Annotated in this window: 13 protein-coding genes and 1 pseudogene; 6 read left to right on the top strand and 8 right to left on the bottom strand. The window is 71.7% G+C overall.

Going from position 1 to position 16,671, the window contains the following annotated elements:
* A partial coding sequence (locus IC63_RS11260; RefSeq protein ID WP_198026305.1) for an SPOR domain-containing protein occupies positions 1-301 on the top strand: 301 nt, incomplete at its 5' end.
* Positions 302-384: 83 nt separating this feature from the next.
* Positions 385-1,344, top strand: coding sequence for a beta-N-acetylhexosaminidase (gene nagZ, locus IC63_RS11255; RefSeq protein WP_036720401.1), 960 nt, complete (start codon positions 385-387; stop codon positions 1,342-1,344).
* Here nagZ and IC63_RS11250 read toward each other — a convergent pair.
* Entirely contained in the window at positions 1,334-2,017 is a 684-nt protein-coding gene (locus IC63_RS11250) for an HAD-IA family hydrolase (RefSeq protein WP_036720371.1), read from the bottom strand. The genes nagZ and IC63_RS11250 overlap by 11 nt on opposite strands.
* Before the next feature lie 102 nt (positions 2,018-2,119).
* On the opposite strand from IC63_RS11250, the gene glmU reads away from it, so the two are divergent.
* Positions 2,120-3,460, top strand: coding sequence for a bifunctional UDP-N-acetylglucosamine diphosphorylase/glucosamine-1-phosphate N-acetyltransferase GlmU (gene glmU, locus IC63_RS11245; protein WP_036720369.1), 1,341 nt, complete (start codon positions 2,120-2,122; stop codon positions 3,458-3,460).
* Between the two features lies 1 nt (position 3,461).
* The gene (glmS, locus tag IC63_RS11240; protein WP_036720366.1) at positions 3,462-5,279 is read left to right on the top strand and encodes a glutamine--fructose-6-phosphate transaminase (isomerizing); all 1,818 of its coding nucleotides are present in this window, start codon (positions 3,462-3,464) and stop codon (positions 5,277-5,279) included.
* A gap of 3 nt (positions 5,280-5,282) precedes the next feature.
* Here glmS and purD read toward each other — a convergent pair whose 3' ends face one another.
* On the bottom strand, positions 5,283-6,545 hold the full coding sequence (gene purD / locus IC63_RS11235) for a phosphoribosylamine--glycine ligase (protein ID WP_036720364.1): 1,263 nt from the start codon (positions 6,543-6,545) through the stop codon (positions 5,283-5,285).
* A gap of 159 nt (positions 6,546-6,704) precedes the next feature.
* On the opposite strand from purD, the pseudogene xseA reads away from it, so the two are divergent.
* Positions 6,705-8,312: pseudogene (gene xseA, locus IC63_RS11230) on the top strand (exodeoxyribonuclease VII large subunit); the annotation flags it as partial.
* A gap of 401 nt (positions 8,313-8,713) precedes the next feature.
* Here xseA and IC63_RS11225 read toward each other — a convergent pair.
* Both IC63_RS11225 and carA read right to left on the bottom strand, forming a co-directional pair.
* Positions 8,714-10,840: a glycosyltransferase family 2 protein gene (locus tag IC63_RS11225; RefSeq protein ID WP_084115776.1), complete on the bottom strand. Its 2,127-nt coding sequence runs from the start codon at positions 10,838-10,840 to the stop codon at positions 8,714-8,716.
* A gap of 75 nt (positions 10,841-10,915) precedes the next feature.
* Positions 10,916-12,061, bottom strand: a complete 1,146-nt coding sequence (carA, locus tag IC63_RS11220; RefSeq protein WP_036720361.1) for a glutamine-hydrolyzing carbamoyl-phosphate synthase small subunit — start codon at positions 12,059-12,061, stop codon at positions 10,916-10,918.
* A gap of 118 nt (positions 12,062-12,179) precedes the next feature.
* On the opposite strand from carA, the gene IC63_RS11215 reads away from it, so the two are divergent.
* On the top strand, positions 12,180-12,641 hold the full coding sequence (locus tag IC63_RS11215) for a GatB/YqeY domain-containing protein (protein ID WP_036720358.1): 462 nt from the start codon (positions 12,180-12,182) through the stop codon (positions 12,639-12,641).
* Between the two features lie 93 nt (positions 12,642-12,734).
* On the opposite strand, the gene IC63_RS11210 is transcribed toward IC63_RS11215, so the two are convergent.
* The 4 genes from IC63_RS11210 to IC63_RS11195 form a co-directional block, all read right to left on the bottom strand.
* Entirely contained in the window at positions 12,735-13,322 is a 588-nt protein-coding gene (locus IC63_RS11210; protein ID WP_036720355.1) for a (d)CMP kinase, read from the bottom strand.
* Positions 13,323-13,482: 160 nt separating this feature from the next.
* The gene (gene arsB / locus IC63_RS11205; protein WP_084115780.1) at positions 13,483-14,463 is read right to left on the bottom strand and encodes an ACR3 family arsenite efflux transporter; all 981 of its coding nucleotides are present in this window, start codon (positions 14,461-14,463) and stop codon (positions 13,483-13,485) included.
* 83 nt (positions 14,464-14,546) lie between these two features.
* Entirely contained in the window at positions 14,547-15,425 is an 879-nt protein-coding gene (locus IC63_RS11200; RefSeq protein WP_036720352.1) for an arsenate reductase/protein-tyrosine-phosphatase family protein, read from the bottom strand.
* 37 nt (positions 15,426-15,462) lie between these two features.
* Positions 15,463-16,635: an NAD(P)/FAD-dependent oxidoreductase gene (locus IC63_RS11195; protein ID WP_036720350.1), complete on the bottom strand. Its 1,173-nt coding sequence runs from the start codon at positions 16,633-16,635 to the stop codon at positions 15,463-15,465.
* Positions 16,636-16,671 lie beyond the last annotated feature (36 nt).

The following is a 16,671-nucleotide window of genomic DNA, read 5'->3' as shown; positions in this document are numbered from 1 at the left end:
GCTCCATTCGCTTTCGGCGATGGCGCCGGTGCAGCAGGCCTCGGTCGCCTCGGGCGCGCCGCTGGTCCAGATAGGCGCCTTCGATTCCGGCGCCATCGCCGAAAGCGAATGGAGCCGCGTTTCCGCCCGCTACGGCGAGCTTTTCTCGGGCAAGGCGCCGGTGGTGCAGGAACACAAGGCCGGCGGACGCACCTTCTATCGCCTGCGCGTGGCCGGGTTCGACAACCGCGACGACGCCCGCAAGTTCTGCGCTGCGCTGATCGAGGCCGGCACCGACTGCATCCCCGCGGTCGCCAAGTGAGCCTTTCCCACGGGACCGACCCCGCCCCGCCCCGCAAGGGCGGGGCTTCCTCGTCTGATGGCCTCGGGGCGCATGGGGCGACGATCCTCGGTGTCGACGGTCTGACGCTGGACCGGGACGAACGCGCCTTCCTGCGCGAGGCCGATCCGTGGGGCTTCATCCTCTTTGCCCGCAACGTCGAGACGCCCGACCAGCTGCGCCGGCTGACCGCCGACCTGCGCGAGACGGTGGGCCGCGACGCGGTTGTGATGACCGATCAGGAAGGCGGCCGCGTCCAGCGCCTGCGCTCGCCGCACTGGACCGACTGGCCCGCGGCGATGGACAGCGCCGCCGATGGCGCCCGCGCGGTCGAGCTGCGCCACCGGCTGATGGGGCAGGAGCTGCGCGCCGTGGGCATCGACGCGGACGCCGCGCCGTGCCTCGACATCGCCGACGAGGCCACGCATCCGTTCCTGCGCAACCGCTGCTTTGGCTCGGATGCCGCTACCGTGGCGCGGATGGGCCGGGCGGCGGCGGACGGGCTGCTGGCCGCGGGCGTGCTGCCCATCGTCAAGCACATGCCGGGCCACGGCCGCACCCGGGTCGACAGCCACCACGACCTGCCGATCCTCGACGTGGAACTGGACGAGCTGGACGACAGCGACTTCGCCCCGTTCCGGGCGCTGGCCGACCTGCCGATCGGGATGACGGCGCATATCCGGCTGACCCGGCTGGACGACCGGCCGGCCACGGCCTCGCCCGCCGCCATCGCCCTGATCCGCGACCGCATCGGCTTTGGCGGGCTGCTGATGAGCGACGATATCGGGATGAACGCGCTGACCGGCACGCCCGGTGACCGCGCGGCGGCGGCGATCGCCGCCGGCTGCGATCTGGTGCTGGCCTGCAACCTCACGCGGGCCGAGTTCGCCGCCGTGGCCGCCGCCGCCGGCATGATGAGCGGCCCGGCCATCGAGCGCGCCGCGGCCGCCCTCGCCCGCCGCGGCCCGCCCGATCAGGCCGAGGCGACGGCGCTGCGGGCCGAGCTCGACAGCCTCACGGCCTGAGCCAGTCCCGCGCCAGCGCCGGCAGCTCGGCGAAGTGGTCGAGGATGTGGTCGGGAGAAAACCGGGCGATCCCCGGACCTTCCGGGCCGAACCCCACCAGCGTCACCGGCACGCCGCTGGCGCGCGCGGTCTTGAGGTCGGTCTCGGTGTCGCCGACCAGGAACGACCGTGCCACGGTCCCGCCGGCCCGCTCGACCGCGGCGGAATAGGGGCGTGGGTCGGGCTTGCGGACCGGCAGGGTGTCGGCCCCGACCAGCGCCGCGAAGCGGTCGCGGATCCCCAGCGCCGCCAGCAGCTTTTCGGCCAACGCCTGCGGCTTGTTGGTGCAGACCGACAGGATCGCGCCGTCTGCGGCCAGCGCGTTGAGCGCCTCTTCGACGCCGTCATACAGCCGGGTCGAGACGGCGATGCCGTCGTCATAGAAATCCAGCAGCCGCGGGAAATCCTCGTCCTCGGCCCCCGGCGGCAGCAGCGTGTCGGCCGGCGCGCGCCCATAGCCCGCCCGCAGCATCGCCCGGCCGCCGTGAAAGGCGATGCCGGCGTCGTCGCGGGGATGCAGCAGATCGCCCAGCCCGCGCGACCGGAAACAGGCATTCGCCGCCGCGATCAGGTCGGCTGCGGTGTCGGCCAGGGTACCGTCGACGTCGAAGACAACCGTGCCGCGCGTGCTCATGCCTGGTAACCTTTCGTCAAACCTTGTGACCGGACGACCTCTTTCGCCTTGCACCGGGCCTAGCTAGAAGGCCGGGAAAGATCAACGAAACGGGCGGGGCAGATGACGGGACAGGCGGTTGCGCTGGTGGTGCTGGCGGCGGGGCAGGGCAGCCGGATGCAATCCGACCTGCCCAAGGTGCTGCACCGGCTGGGCGGCGTCCCGCTGGTTGGCCACGCGCTGGCCGCGGGCCGCAGCCTCGACCCCGACCGGATCGTGGTGGTCGCGGGCCACGGCGCCCAGGCGGTGACGAAGGCCGTGGGCAAGCTCGACCCCGAGGCGCAGGTGGCGCTGCAGACCGAACAGCTGGGCACCGGCCACGCGGTCGCCCAGGCCCTGCCGCTGCTGGACGGCTTCGCGGGCAAGGTCGTGGTGCTGTATGGCGACACGCCCTTCATCGGCGCCGAGACGCTGGCGGCGCTGGTCGCCCATCCCGCCGACGTGGTGGTGCTGGGGTTCGAGGCCGCCGATCCCGGCCGCTATGGCCGGCTGGTGGTCAAGGGCGACGACCTGGACCGGATCGTGGAATTCAAGGACGCCGACGCCGCAACCCGCCAGATCGCGCTGTGCAATTCGGGCGTGATGGCGGCGGATGCGGGTCTGCTGCGGGATCTGGTCGGGCGGCTGGGCAACGACAACGCGGCCGGCGAATACTACCTGACCGACGTGGTCGGACTGGCCCGGGCGGAGGGGCGCCGGGCCGCGGTCGTCACCTGCGACGAATCCGAGACGCTGGGCATCAACACCCGCGCCGAACTGGCTCAGGCCGAGGCCTCGTTCCAGGCCCGCAAGCGCGCCGAGGCGCTTGAGAACGGCGTCACCCTCGCCGATCCCGGGACGGTCTGGTTCGCCCCCGACACGGCGATCGGCCGCGACGCGGTGATCGGGCAGAACGTCGTCTTCGGCCCCCGCGTGACCGTCGAAAGCGGCGCCGAGATCCTGCCCTTCTGCCACCTGGAAGGCTGCCATGTCAGCGCCGGCGCCACCGTCGGCCCCTTCGCCCGGCTGCGGCCGGGGGCGGAACTGGGCGGCGACGTGCATGTCGGAAACTTCGTCGAGGTCAAGAACAGCGTCCTGCACGAGGGCGTCAAGGTCGGCCACCTGACCTATCTGGGCGATGCCGAGATCGGCGAGCGCACCAACATCGGCGCCGGCACCGTCACCTGCAACTATGACGGCGTGGGCAAGCACCGGACCGAGATCGGCGCAGATGCCTTCATCGGCTCGGACACGATGCTGGTCGCGCCGGTGCGGGTGGGGGCGCGGGCGATGACCGGATCGGGGTCGGTCATCACCGAGGACGTGCCGGACGAGGCGCTGGGCCTGGGCCGGGCGCGGCAGGTGACCAAGCCGGGGCTCGCGGCCCGGATCATGCAGGCGCTGCGCGCGGGCAAGGGGAAATAAGATGTGCGGAATCATCGGCATACTGGGAAAAAATCAGGTTGCACCGCAACTTGTCGAGGCGCTGAAGCGGCTGGAATATCGCGGCTATGACAGCGCCGGGGTGGCGACGGTGGACGATGCGGGCCAGCTGGCCCGGCGCCGCGCCGTGGGCAAGCTGGTCAACCTGTCCGACCTGCTGGTCCACGACCCGCTCTCGGGCCGGTCGGGCATCGGCCACACCCGCTGGGCCACGCATGGCGCGGCGACCGAAGGCAACGCCCACCCGCACCGCCACGGCGGCGTGGCCGTCGTCCATAACGGCATCATCGAGAACTTCCGCGAGCTGCGCGCCGAGTTGGCCGAGGCCGGCATCGTTGCCCAGACCGAGACCGACACCGAAACCGTGGCCCTGCTGACCGGCCACCACATGGCGCAGGGCATGGCGCCGCTGGCGGCGGTGCAGGCGACGCTGAAGAAGCTCCACGGCGCCTTCGCGCTCGCCTTCCTGTTCCAGGGCGAGGGCGACCTGATGATCGGCGCCCGCAAGGGCAGCCCGCTGGCGCTGGGGCATGGCGACGGCGAGATGTTCCTGGGTTCGGACGCCATCGCGCTGGCGCCCTTCACCGACCGGATCACCTATCTGGAGGACGGCGATCACGTCGTGCTGACCCGCAACTCGGCCGAAATCTTCGACGCTGACGGCCGCCGCGCCAACCGCGACGTGGCCCGTATCGACGTCGGCGCCACCGCCATCGACAAGGGCGGCTATCGCCACTTCATGGCCAAGGAGATCGCCCAGCAGCCGACCGTCCTGGGCGACGCGCTGAGCCATTACGTCAAGGACGGCCGCATCGTGCTGCCTGACAGCATCGACTTTTCCGGCGTCGACCGCATCACGCTGGTCGGCTGCGGGACGGCCTATTACGCGGGCTATGTGGCGAAATACTGGTTCGAGCGGCTGGCCGGCCTGCCCTGCGACGTCGACGTGGCCTCCGAGTTCCGCTATCGCGAGCCGCCGCTGTCGCCGCGCAGCTGGGCGATCTTCGTCAGCCAGTCGGGCGAAACCGCCGATACGCTGGCGGCGCTGCATTACAGCAAGGAGAAGGTCGCCAAGACGCTGGGCGTGGTGAACGTGGGCACCTCGGCCATCGCGCGCGACGCCGACATCGCGCTGCCCATCCTGGCCGGGATCGAGGTCGGGGTGGCGTCGACCAAGGCCTTCACCTGCCAGCTGGCGGTGCTGGCGGTGCTGGCGCTGAAGGCGGCGCAGGATCGCGGCGCGCTGGACCCGGCGTCACTGGCCGCGCATCTCGACGACCTGCTGGCGGTGCCGGCTCTGGTCAGCCAGGCGGTGGGGATTTCCGACGACTGCCGCCGGCTGGCCGACTGGCTGGCCGAGGCGCAGGACGTGCTGTTCCTGGGCCGCGGCGCGTTGTATCCGATCGCCCTGGAGGGCGCGCTGAAGCTGAAGGAAATCAGCTACATCCATGCCGAAGGTTATGCATCGGGCGAACTCAAGCACGGGCCGATCGCGCTGATCGACCGCAACGTGCCGGTTGTCGTGGTGGCGCCCTCGGACCCGCTGTTCGAAAAGACCGTCTCGAACATGCAGGAGGTGATGGCGCGCCACGGGCAGGTGCTGCTGCTGTCGGATGCCGAGGGGATCGCGGCGGGGGCCGAGGGCGCCCATGCCACGCTGACCCTGCCTGCCGGGGCGGGGGTGTTCGCGCCCATCGTCTATGCGGTGCCGATGCAGCTGCTGGCCTATCACACGGCGGTCGCCAAGGGGACCGACGTGGACCAGCCGCGCAACCTGGCGAAATCGGTGACGGTGGAATAGGGGCTACAGCGCCCGCCAGCCGATATCGCGCCGCATGAAGCCCTGCGGCCAGTCCACCGCCTCGGCCAGCGCATAGGCGCGGTCGCGGGCCTCGGCCAGGGTCGCGCCGCGGCCGGTCGCGGCCAGCACCCGGCCGCCATTGGCGACCACCTGGCCGTCGCGCTGGGCGGTGCCGGCGTGAAACAGCATCTGCGCGGAATCCTCGGGCAGGGCGTCCAGCCCCGCGATCACGCTGCCCTTGGCATAGTCGCCGGGATAGCCCTCTGCCGCCAGCACCACGGTCAGCGCGTGGTCGTCGGCCCAGTTCACGGCGACCTCGGCCAGCCGCCCCTCGGCGCAGGCATGGATCAGGTCCAGCGCCTGCGCGCCCAGCCGCATCATCAGCACTTGGCATTCCGGATCACCGAAGCGGACGTTGTATTCGACCAGCCGCGCCTGCCCGTCGCGGATCATCAGCCCCGCATACAGCACCCCCTGGAACGGCGTGCCGCGGCGGGCCATCTCGGCCACGGTGGGCTGAACGATCTGAGCCATCACCTGCGCCTGCAGCGCCTCGGTCAGGACCGGAGCCGGGGAATAGGCGCCCATGCCGCCGGTATTCGGCCCGGTGTCGCCGTCACCCACGCGCTTGTGGTCCTGGGCGGTGCCGATGGGCAGGCAGGTGTTGCCGTCGCAGAGGACGAAGAAGCTGGCCTCCTCGCCTTCCATGAACTCCTCGATGACGACCTCGGCGCCGGCCGCGCCGAATGCGCCGCCGAAGGCCGCGTCGATGGCGTCGGTCGCCTCGGCCTCGGTCATGGCGACGGTCACGCCCTTGCCGGCGGCGAGCCCGTCGGCCTTGATGACGATCGGGGCGCCGGTGCGGGCGATGTGCGCATGGGCCGGGGTGGCGTCGGTGAACCGCGCCCAGGCCGCCGTCGGCGCGCCGCAGGCGTCGCAGATTTCCTTGGTGAAGGCCTTGGACGCCTCGAGCATCGCCGCCGCCCGCGAGGGGCCGAAGACCGGGATGCCGGCGGTCCGCAGCGCGTCGGCGACGCCCGCCGCCAGGGGCGCCTCGGGGCCGATCACCACCAGGTCGATGGCATGCTCCTCGCAGAAGGCGACCACCGCCGGGCCGTCCTCGATCGCCAGGCCGGCGCAGCGCGCGATGGCGGCGATGCCGGCATTGCCCGGCGCCACGATCAGCCGGTCGCATTTGGGGTTCTGCCGGATCGCCCATGCCAGCGCGTGCTCGCGCCCGCCGCCGCCCAGGATCAGGATGTTCATCGTCGCGCCCCCTCTGCCGTCTGCCGCAGGGCTTTAGGCCGCGCGCCGGAAGGCGACAAGGCCCGGCGCGGAGGGATTCAGCGGGGCGTTCCGGCCACCGGGCCGGCAGGGGGTCGGTTGCGGCTTGAACACCGCGCCGGGCTGGGCGACACGAACGGGATGGAACTGTTCGAGGATGCCAGCCCCGACGCCGGCCCGGGGAACGCCCCGCCGCTGAGCGTGTCCGAGATCTCGGGCGCGGTCCGCCGGGTGATCGAGGGCGAGTTCGGCCGCGTGCGCGTGCGCGGCGAGGTCGGGCGGGTGTCGCGGCCGTCCTCGGGGCACCTGTATTTCGATCTCAAGGACGACCGGGCGGTGATCGCCGCCGTGTGCTGGCGCGACAATGCCTGCCGGCTGCCGCACCGGCCCGAGGAAGGGATCGAGGTCATCGTCACCGGCCGGCTGACCACCTTCCCCGGCCAGTCCAAGTATCAGCTGCTGGTCGAATCGGTCGAGCCGGCGGGGATCGGTGCGCTGATGGCGATGCTGGACCAGCGCCGCCGCCTGCTGGCCGCCGAAGGGCTGTTCGATGCTGCCCGCAAGCGGCCGATCCCCTATCTGCCCGACGTGATCGCCGTGGTGACCTCGCCGTCGGGGGCGGTCATCCGCGACATCCTGCACCGGCTGCGCGATCGGTTTCCCAGCCGGGTGCTGATCTGGCCGGTGGCGGTGCAGGGCGCGCAATCCGCGCCGCAGGTGGCGGCGGCGGTGGCGCGGCTGAACGCGATCGAGGCGGGCGGGGCGATCCCGCGGCCGGACCTGATCATCGTCGCGCGGGGCGGCGGATCGGTCGAGGACCTGTGGGGCTTCAACGACGAGGCGGTCGTCCGCGCGGTCGCGGCGGGCACGATCCCGCTGATCTCGGCCGTGGGGCACGAGACCGACACGACGCTGATCGACCACGCCGCCGACCTGCGCGCGCCGACGCCGACCGCGGCGGCGGAGCTGGCGGTGCCGGTGCTGGCCGAACTGGGGGCGCGGGTGTCGGACAGCCAGGCGCGGCTGTGGCGGTCGGTGCAGGCGCGCATCGACCGGCCCGCGCAGCGGCTGGGCGATCTGGGCCGCGGGTTGGGCCGGCCGCAGGCGCTGACCGATGCGGCGCGCCAGCGGCTGGACCTGACCGGGCCACGGCTGGAACCGATGCTGCGCAGCTTCATGCGCGACCGCCGCCGCAGCACCGAGTCGCTGGACCTGCCGCTTTACGCGCTGCGCAGCTTCATGGCCGACCGCCGGGCGGGGTATGACCGCGCGGCGCAGGCGCTGAAGCTGGCGGCGCGGCGCGAAGGGGATCGCCGCGGCGCTGCGCTGCCGGTGGTGCGCGCAGCCGCGGTGCGGATGGCGCTGGCGGCAGCGGGTCGGCGGCTGGAGGGGCAACGGGACCGGATCGAGCCGGCCCTGGCGCGTCGGCAGGAGGCCGAAGCCCGCCGGCTGCGCGGCCTCGGATCGCGGCTGGAAGCGGCGCGCGGACGCATGATCGCCACGGCGCGGCGCGATCACGCCGAGCGCCGGGCGGCGCTGGAGGCTTCCGCCCGACGGCTGGCGGCGCTGGGCCCGCGGCTCGCCGGTGACCGGCGGCAGGCGCTGGACGCGCTCGACCGTCTGCGCCAGACGCTGGGGCACACCGAGACCCTGCGCCGCGGCTTCGTGATCGTGCGCGGGCCGGAGGGGCTGCTGACCTCTGCCGCCGCCGCGGCGCGGGTGGCGCGGCTGGATCTGGAGTTCCACGACGGCCATCTGGGCGCGGTTCCCGAGGGCGGGCCGGGCGAGGCGACCGGCACGGAGGTGCAGGTGCCGGGTGCCAATGAGGCAGTTCCCGCCGAGCCGCCGAAGCCGCGCCCCCCGGGCAGAACCGCCCCGCCACGCGGCGGAAAGCCGACGTCCTCGGGTCAGGGATCGCTGTTCTGATCACTGAGGTCGGGGAACCGCCCGGGTTGCCATGTCCCACCTCGCTCGCGCCGCCGGCTGTCGCGTGGCCACGGGGAACGACGACGTTCTTGCGCGGTGACGGCCCCGACGCATCACCCATGTCGGCACCTGACCGTTGCCTTCATCGCTCTCCGGTCAGGACGCTGCGAGTCGCCGACCCCCAAGGGCGGTCTCGCCCGTCGCCGTGGAACCCGGGACGTCCCTCAGGCGATCGTCCCCGCGATCTGGATCGTCGCATGACCGGCTGCCGCCCCGGGACCCGCGCCGGCGCCAGCCGTGCCAACGAGCCCGTTGCCGGTTGGCGGCAGCCGCGCCGCGGCGACGTCCGGTAGCCCTGCCACCAGCGGGATCAGGGCGGCCTCGGTGACCAGCGGCTGCGCCGCCTCGTCGGCAACGTGGTCAAAGACGCCGTGCGTCGTCTTGTCCCAGTAGAACGGCTTGGCCACGATCTCGTAGGCCGCCTTCCACGCCGCGAGGCAGGCCAGCGGGAAATACAGGTACAGCGTCGGCGCCCACGGCATCAGCCCCGGATGGGTGCGCCTCACCGACCACGCCGCCACGATCAGGTTCAGCGCCTCGGAGGCGATGAAGAGCCCGATCACCGCGATGCCCAGCCAGCCGCCGACCAGCCCGCTGACCGGGTGGTTCAGCCCTAGCACCAGCAGCCAGAAGCTCCACAGGATGGGCGCGAGCAGGAATTGCTGCACCGTCGCGAACATCTGCAGGTGAAAGCCGATCGTCCGCGCCGGACCGATTTCGTGCCACAGCTGCCGCGGGTCGCGCATGTGGACCCCCCAGGTCATCGCGAAGCCCTTGAGCCAGCGCGAGCGCTGCTTGATCCACGGCATGGTGCGGCAGTTCGCCTCTTCGTGGGTGGTGGTGTCCACGATCTCGGTCACGTAGCCCAGCCGGGCCAGGCGGACGCCCAGGTCCGCGTCCTCAGTCACGTTCCACCCGTCCCAGCGGCCAGCCCGGTCCAGCGCATCGCGGCGGATGAAGAAGGTCGTGCCGCCCAGCGGCACCACGAGCCCCAGCCGCGCCAGTCCGGGCAGGATGCCGCGGAACCAGGCCGAATATTCCAGCGTGAAGCAGCGGGCGAGCCAGTTCGTCCGCGGGTTGTAGAAGTCCAGCGCGCCCTGCACGCAGGCGACCTTGTCGTCGGCAAAGTGAAAATGCCGGGCGATCTTGTGCAGCTGGTCGGACTCGGGCCGGTCCTCGGCGTCCCACACCCCGATGATCGAGCCGCGGCAGAAGTTCAGCGCATAGTTCAGCGCCCGCGGCTTGGTCCGGATCGGTCCGTCGGGAACGGTCACGACGCGGATCCAGGACGGCAGCCTGACTCCGGCGAGCGCGCCGCGGGTGACCTGATCGGTTTCCTCGACCACCAGCAGGATGTCGGTCAGCTCGCGCGGATAGTCGAGGCGCGCCAGCCGCCCGACCAGCCGATCTGCGATATCCTCCTCGCGGAACATCGGCACCATGACCGAGATCACCGGCAGCCGCGCCAGCATTTCGGCCGTCGTCGCGACCGGCGGGCTCTCTGCCCCCCGCAGCGTTTCCCGGAACGCAAGCGCCTTGAGCGCGGTCGTCGCCGCCAGTGTCAGGATGGTCAGGGCGCTGACCGCGGCCAGCACCGCGACCGGCGCAACCCACAGCCCGGCCGCCAGCAGCACCATCCCCACCAGCAGGATCGCACCCATCCGCAGTTCGTTGCGGGTGCGGCAGCTGAGTTCCGGCGCGACGCAGGTTTCGGCCTGGCGGATCAGCGCGGTCTTGCGGGTGGCAAGCAGCGCTTCGGTGCCGTCGGTTTCGGCGCAGAGCAGCATGCGGATCGGACCCAGCCGCGCTTCCAGCCGCGCCCGCGCCGCCTCGAACAGGTCGGGTCGCGAGGCGGCGACGAAGGTGACCCCCCCGGTCCGCCGCCACGGAACGATGCCGTGCGACAGGCACCAGTCCGCCTCGGCCTCGTCGATCAGCCGCGAATCGGGCGGCAGCGCCTTGAGGTCGATGACGCTGGTGCGCCATTGCCGCGACAGTGCCCGGCTCAGCGCCGCCTCGGTCACCCAGCCATGCGCGAGCAGGATTTCCCCCAGCCGGGCCGATTCGCGCCGGTGCATGACCAGCGCCTTGAGCAGATTGCCGGGGTCCACCGCCCCGTCATCGAGCAGCAGCTGTCCCAGCGCACGCTGCTCGCGGCCCTCGTGCCGCGGCGCGGGGCGGTCGCTGTCGCGAACGCTGCGCGGGCCGAACGGGATCGGCGCGGAGGGCGTAACGGCCTCACTGGGCGCGTCGTGGGTCCGCGCAGCGCGGCGAATCGGCGTGACGGACATCGGGCACCTCTGGCAGAAGAATGCCCGTCCTTGATGGCCGTAAATCTTTAAGCCGCGGTTAACGCCGGCCCGGACTCAGCGCCGGGTCTGCATGGCGTCGGCGAAGCGCTGGAACAGATAGGCGCTGTCCTGCGGGCCGGGGCTGGCTTCGGGGTGATACTGGACAGAAAACACCGGCCGATCCGCCACCCGCAAGCCGCAGTTTGACCCGTCGAACAGGCTCACATGGGTTTCGATCACGCCTTGCGGCAGGGTCTGGGCGTCGACCGCAAAGCCATGATTCATCGAGGTGATCTCGACCTTGCCCGTCTCCACGTCCTTGACCGGGTGGTTCGCCCCGTGATGCCCGTGGTTCATCTTGATCGTCTCGGCGCCAAGCGCCAGCGCAAGCATCTGGTGGCCCAGGCAGATGCCAAAGATCGGCAGGTCGCGGTCGAGCAGCCGGCGGATCGTCGGCACGGCGTATTCGCCGGTCGCGGCGGGATCGCCCGGGCCGTTCGACAGGAAGACCCCCTCGGGGTCATGGGCGAGGATCTCTTCGGCGGTCGCGGTGGCGGGCAGCACCGTGACGTCGGCGCCGCTTTCGGCCAGCGAGCGCAGGATGTTGCGCTTGGCGCCGTAATCCAGCGCCACGACGCGGAAGGGGCGGTCGGGGCCGTCGCCGCCGAACCCCTCGTTCCAGCGCCACAGCCCCTCGTCCCAGCGGTAGGACTGCGCGCAGGTCACCTCGCGCGCGAGGTCCAGGCCGACCAGTCCCGGCCAGGCGCGGGCCTTGGCGATCAGCGATTCGATGTCGAAATTCCCCTGCGGATCATGGGCGAGCACGACATGCGGTGCCCCCTGCTGGCGGATCGCGCGGGTCAGCCGGCGGGTGTCCACGCCGCCGATGCCGATCCGCCCGCGGCGTGCCATCCAGTCCGCCAGGTCGCTGGTCGCGCGCCAGTTCGACGGCTCGGTCGGGTCCCACTTGACCACGATGCCGGCGGCGACGGGCTCGGGCGCCTCGTCATCCTCGGGGGTGATGCCGGTGTTGCCGATATGGGGGAAGGTGAAGGTCACGACCTGGGCGGCATAGGAGGGGTCGGTCATGATCTCCTGATAGCCGGTCATGGCGGTGTTGAAGACCAGCTCGGCCACCACCTCTCCGGTCGCGCCGAAGCCGTGGCCATAGAAGATCGTTCCGTCGGCCAGTGCGAGGCACGCGGTCGGTTTCTGTTCCATCGTCGAACCCCCGGGAAATCGGGCGACTGCTAGGGGAAGCGCGGCGCGGGGTCAAGGCGGCTTGACCCGGTGCGGCGTTCGCGTCCAAGGGTGAGCGCAGCGGAAAAGCGAGGACGACATGGACCTTCGGACGCGAATTCAGGACGCCACGAAAGACGCGATGCGGGCCAAGGACCAGCTGCGGCTGTCGACGCTGCGGCTGATCGGGGCGGCGATCAAGGACCGCGAGATCGCCATTCGCGGCGAGCCGGGGCAGGCGGCGCTGGCCGAGGACGACATCGTCGCGCTGCTGTCGCGGATGGTGAAGCAGCGCCAGGAATCGGCCCGCGCCTATGAGGAAGGCGGGCGGCTGGAACTGGCCGAGCGCGAGACGCAAGAGATTGCGATCATTCAGGAATTCCTGCCCCGGCAGCTGGATCAGGCCGAGGTCGCCGCAGTGATCGACCGCGTCATCGCCGAGCTTGGCGCGGCCGGCGTGCGCGACATGGGCCGGGTCATGGGCGCGCTGCGCGAGCGGCACGCCGGGCAGATGGATTTCGGCGCCGCGGGGGCGCTGGTGAAATCCCGGCTGATGGGCTGAGGGCCGGAGCCGGCCGTCTGCGGTTCGTGCATCGTTCATGCGCTGTTCATGCACGGTTCATGCGAACGGCGTGCTGACGGCGCGGCGGACCGCTCAGGCGGTCAGGCGCGCCTGGACCAACACGATGGCGGCGGCGGCGGCGTCCTCGATCCGCATCGCGGTGGTGTCGAGCAGCACCGCATCCTCGGCCGGCCGCAGCGGCGCCGTCGCCCGCGCGGCATCCCGCGCGTCGCGCTCGCGCAGCTGGACCAGCATCTCGGCGGGGTCGGCGCCCAGCTCGGCCGCGCGGCGGGCGGCGCGGGTCTGGTCGTCGGCGGTGACATACAGCTTGAGCGCCGCATCCGGGCAGATCACCGTCCCGATGTCGCGGCCGTCCAGCACCGCCCCCGGCTCCTGCACGGCAAAACGCCGCTGGAAATCGACCAGCGCGGCGCGGACCTGCGGGTCGGTGGCGACCCGGCTGGCCGCCTGCCCGGCCTCGGCCGTGCGCAGGTCGGGGCGGAGCAGGTCCTGCGGCGAGAGGTTTTCGGCGGCAGCCACGGGGTCGCCGCCAAGCGCCCCGACGGCGCGATAGAGCAGGCCGGTGTCGAGGTGGTGAAACCTGAAATGGTCGGCGAGGGCACGCGCGAGGGTGCCTTTGCCGGAGGCCGCGGGGCCGTCTATGGCGATGGTGAAGGGCATGCCGCTCCGCTGGTTTTGGGGCGGTGATGCCACGCGGTTCGCCGTGATGGAAGCCCCGCGCGGGGCCGGGCCGGGACCGCGCGGGGAGCGGCTGGGTGAGCCGTCAGGGCGTGGGCAGGCGCAGGGGCGTCCCCGGCGCGGCACGCAGGCGGGACGCGGGCTAGGCCCGGCTCGGCTCGGCGGGAAAGGCGTCGCGGGTGCGGTTGGCGAAGGCCACGAGGGTCAGCATCACGGGCACCTCGACCAGCACCCCCACCACCGTGGCGAGCGCAGCACCCGAGTTCAGGCCGAAGATGCTGATGGCCACGGCGACAGCGAGTTCGAAGAAATTCGAGGTGCCGATCAGCGCACAGGGGGCGGCGATGCGGAACGGCACGCGGGCGAGCCACGCGGCCGCGTAGCCCACGGCGAAGATGCCGTAGCTTTGCAGCAGGATCGGCACGGCGATCATGGCGATCACCAGCGGACGTTCGACCAGCACGCGGCCCTGCAGGGCGAAGAGGATCACCACCGTGGCGATCAGCCCGATCACCGACCACGGCTTGATGCGCCCGACGAACGAGCCGACGCGCTCGGACGTGCCGAGGCGGCGGCGCGTCAGAACCCCGGCGATGAGCGGCAGCACGATGAACAGCACCGTGGACATGACCAGAACCGACCACGGCACGTCGATCTCGGTCACGCCGAGCATCAGCGCGACGATGGGCGCGAACAGCACCACCATCACGAGGTCGTTCACCGACACCTGCACCAGCGTATAGGCGGGGTCGCCGCGGACGAGCTGGCTCCACACGAAGACCATCGCGGTGCAGGGGGCCGCGCCCAGCAGGACGAGCCCCGCGATGTATTGCTGCGCGTCCGCGGGTGAAATCCAGGGCGCGAAGACATGGTCGAAGAAGACGACGGCCAGGAACGCCATGGTGAAGGGTTTGATCGCCCAGTTGACGGCCAAGGTGATGACCAGCCCGCGCGGCTGGCGGAAGGCCCCGCGGATGGCGCCGAGGTCCACGGCGATCATCATCGGGTAGACCATGACCCAGATCAGCGCGGCCACCACGAGGTTGATGCCTGCGACCTCGGCCGCGGCGATGGCGCGCACGATGTTAGGCGCGGCGGTGCCGAGTGCGATGCCCGCCAGCATGGCCAGCGCGATCCAGACAGTCAGGTAGCGCTCGAACCCGCCGAGGGTTGCGGGGGCGCGGACGGGTGCGGCGGGCAGGGTGCTCACGCGGTCACCGCGGGGCTGGGCGCGTCGGCGGTGCCGATGGCGTCGAGCTGACGCTTCAGCGCCAGCCGGTCGAGAGACGCGATCGGCAGGTTGACGAAGGCGCCGAGCCGGTTGGCGAGCGCGCCGTAGGTCTGCGCGAAGGCGAGGGCGCGCTCGGCCTCGGACCCCGCCGCCGCGGCGGGATCGGGCAGGCCCCAATGCGCCGTCATCGGCTGGCCCGGCCAGATCGGGCAGGGCTCGGCCGCCGCGCTGTCGCAGACGGTGAAGACGAAATCCATCTGCGGCGCGTCTTCGGCGGCGAACTCGGCCCAGCTTTTCGACCGCACCGCCGACAGGTCATGGCCGTGCCGGGCGAGCAGATCGAGGGTCATCGGGTGCGGCGCGCCCGTGGGTTGCGAGCCGGCTGAGTAGGCGCGGAAGCGGTCCGCGCCGAGCTGTGTCAGAATCGCCTCGGCGATCAGCGACCGGGCCGAGTTGCCGGTGCAGAGAAAGAGGACGTTCCAGCGTTTGTCGGTCATGGTGGCGGTCATGGTGTCACTCACGGGATCGGGGTGGAGGATGCGGTCGAGGACCGGGGCGCAGGCGGCAACGTCCCCGCCGCAGCAATCCTCGAGCAGATAGGCGACGAGGCCGCGCAATCCGGCCATGTCTGCGAAGTAGCGGATCGAGCGCCCCTGCCGCTCGGAGCCGATCAGCCCGACGCGGCTGAGCGCGGCGAGATAGGCCGAGAGGGTGTTGTTGCGGGCGTCGAGCCGGGCGGCGATGTCGCCGGCCGGAAGCCCCTGCGGCCCGGCCTGCACGAGCAGGCGAAGCACCGCCAGTCGGGCCGGGTGGCCGAGGGCGGCGAATCGTTCGGCGGGGGCGATCTTTTCCATAATTCGTGAATACTCGAATTATGGATCCGGTCAACCCTCACACAATCGCCGCCTCGGCAAAGGGCTGACCGTCCAGCACCCGCTGCACCCCCAGCTCCGACAGGTCCAGCGTGACCCAGTCGCCGTGGACGATCTGTTCGGCGACGCCGCGCCCCACCGCGGGGGCCTGTTGCAGCCCGTGCCCGGAAAACCCGTTGGCGTGATAGAGGTTCGGGGCCTGCGGGTTCCGGCCGACGATGGCGTTCTGGTCCAGCGTGTTGAAGGCGTAATGCCCGGCCCATTCGCGCACCACCTTCGCGGCCTCGAAGCCGGCGCAGCGTTGGTAGAGCAGGGGCCAGACGTGGTCCTCCCACAGCTCGGACTGCGGAACGAAATCGGCGGGATCGCAGGGGCCGTCGGTGGCGGGGACGGTGGCGGCCAGCCACTGGCCGTGCTCGGGGCGCATCCAGATGCCCGAGGGGTCGACGATCAGCGGCGCCTCGGGGTGGCGGGCGGCGGGGGCGTCGACGACGAAGATGGTGCGCTTGCGCGGCTCGACCGGCAGGTTCAGGCCGACCGTGCGCAGCATCTCGGCGCAGCGGGGGCCGGCGCAGTTCACGAAGATGTCGGCGGGGCGGCGGCCGCCTTGCGCAAGGATCGCGGCGGTGATGCGGTCGCCGTCCCGTTCCAGCGCCGCGACGCGGTCGGTCAGCCAGCGCGCGCCGGCGGCGCGGGCGGCGTTCTTCATGCCCGACAGCAGGCCCATGTTGTCGAAGAACCCCTCGTCGCGGGGGCCGAAGCTGCCGGCGGACACGCCCTCGGTCTCGAGCCACGGAAACCGGGCGCGCAGGGCGGCGGGGTCCAGCACCTCGGTCGCGGCGCCAAGCGAGCGCTGCATCGCGGCGAGGTTTTCCAGCTGCAGGGCGCCGGTTTCGGTCTCGGCGAGGAAGAGATAGCCGTTCTCGCGCAGGCCCAGGTCGGGCACGCCCCCGGCGGGGCCGGTGTGGCGGGCGAAGTCGCGGATGAACTCGATCCCGAAGCGCGAGATCTCGACGTTCACCGGGTTGGTGAACTGGGACCGGATGCCGGCCGCCGACAGCGCCGTGGACGAGGTCGCATAACCCGGGTCGGGCTCGACCACGGTGACGCGGATGCCGGGGTCCAGCCGGGTCAGCCAGAAGGCCACCGCGGCGCCCATCACCGCCCCGCCTGCGATCAGAACCTCGGTCATCTTCCGCCTCCTCCGCCGTTTCCGGCGCAGATGAGC

The organism is Paracoccus sphaerophysae (assembly GCF_000763805.1).
Classification (GTDB): Bacteria; Pseudomonadota; Alphaproteobacteria; order Rhodobacterales; family Rhodobacteraceae; genus Paracoccus; species Paracoccus sphaerophysae.
Note: the sequence above shows the minus strand (reverse complement) of the source record. Positions and strands in the feature narration are given on the sequence as shown.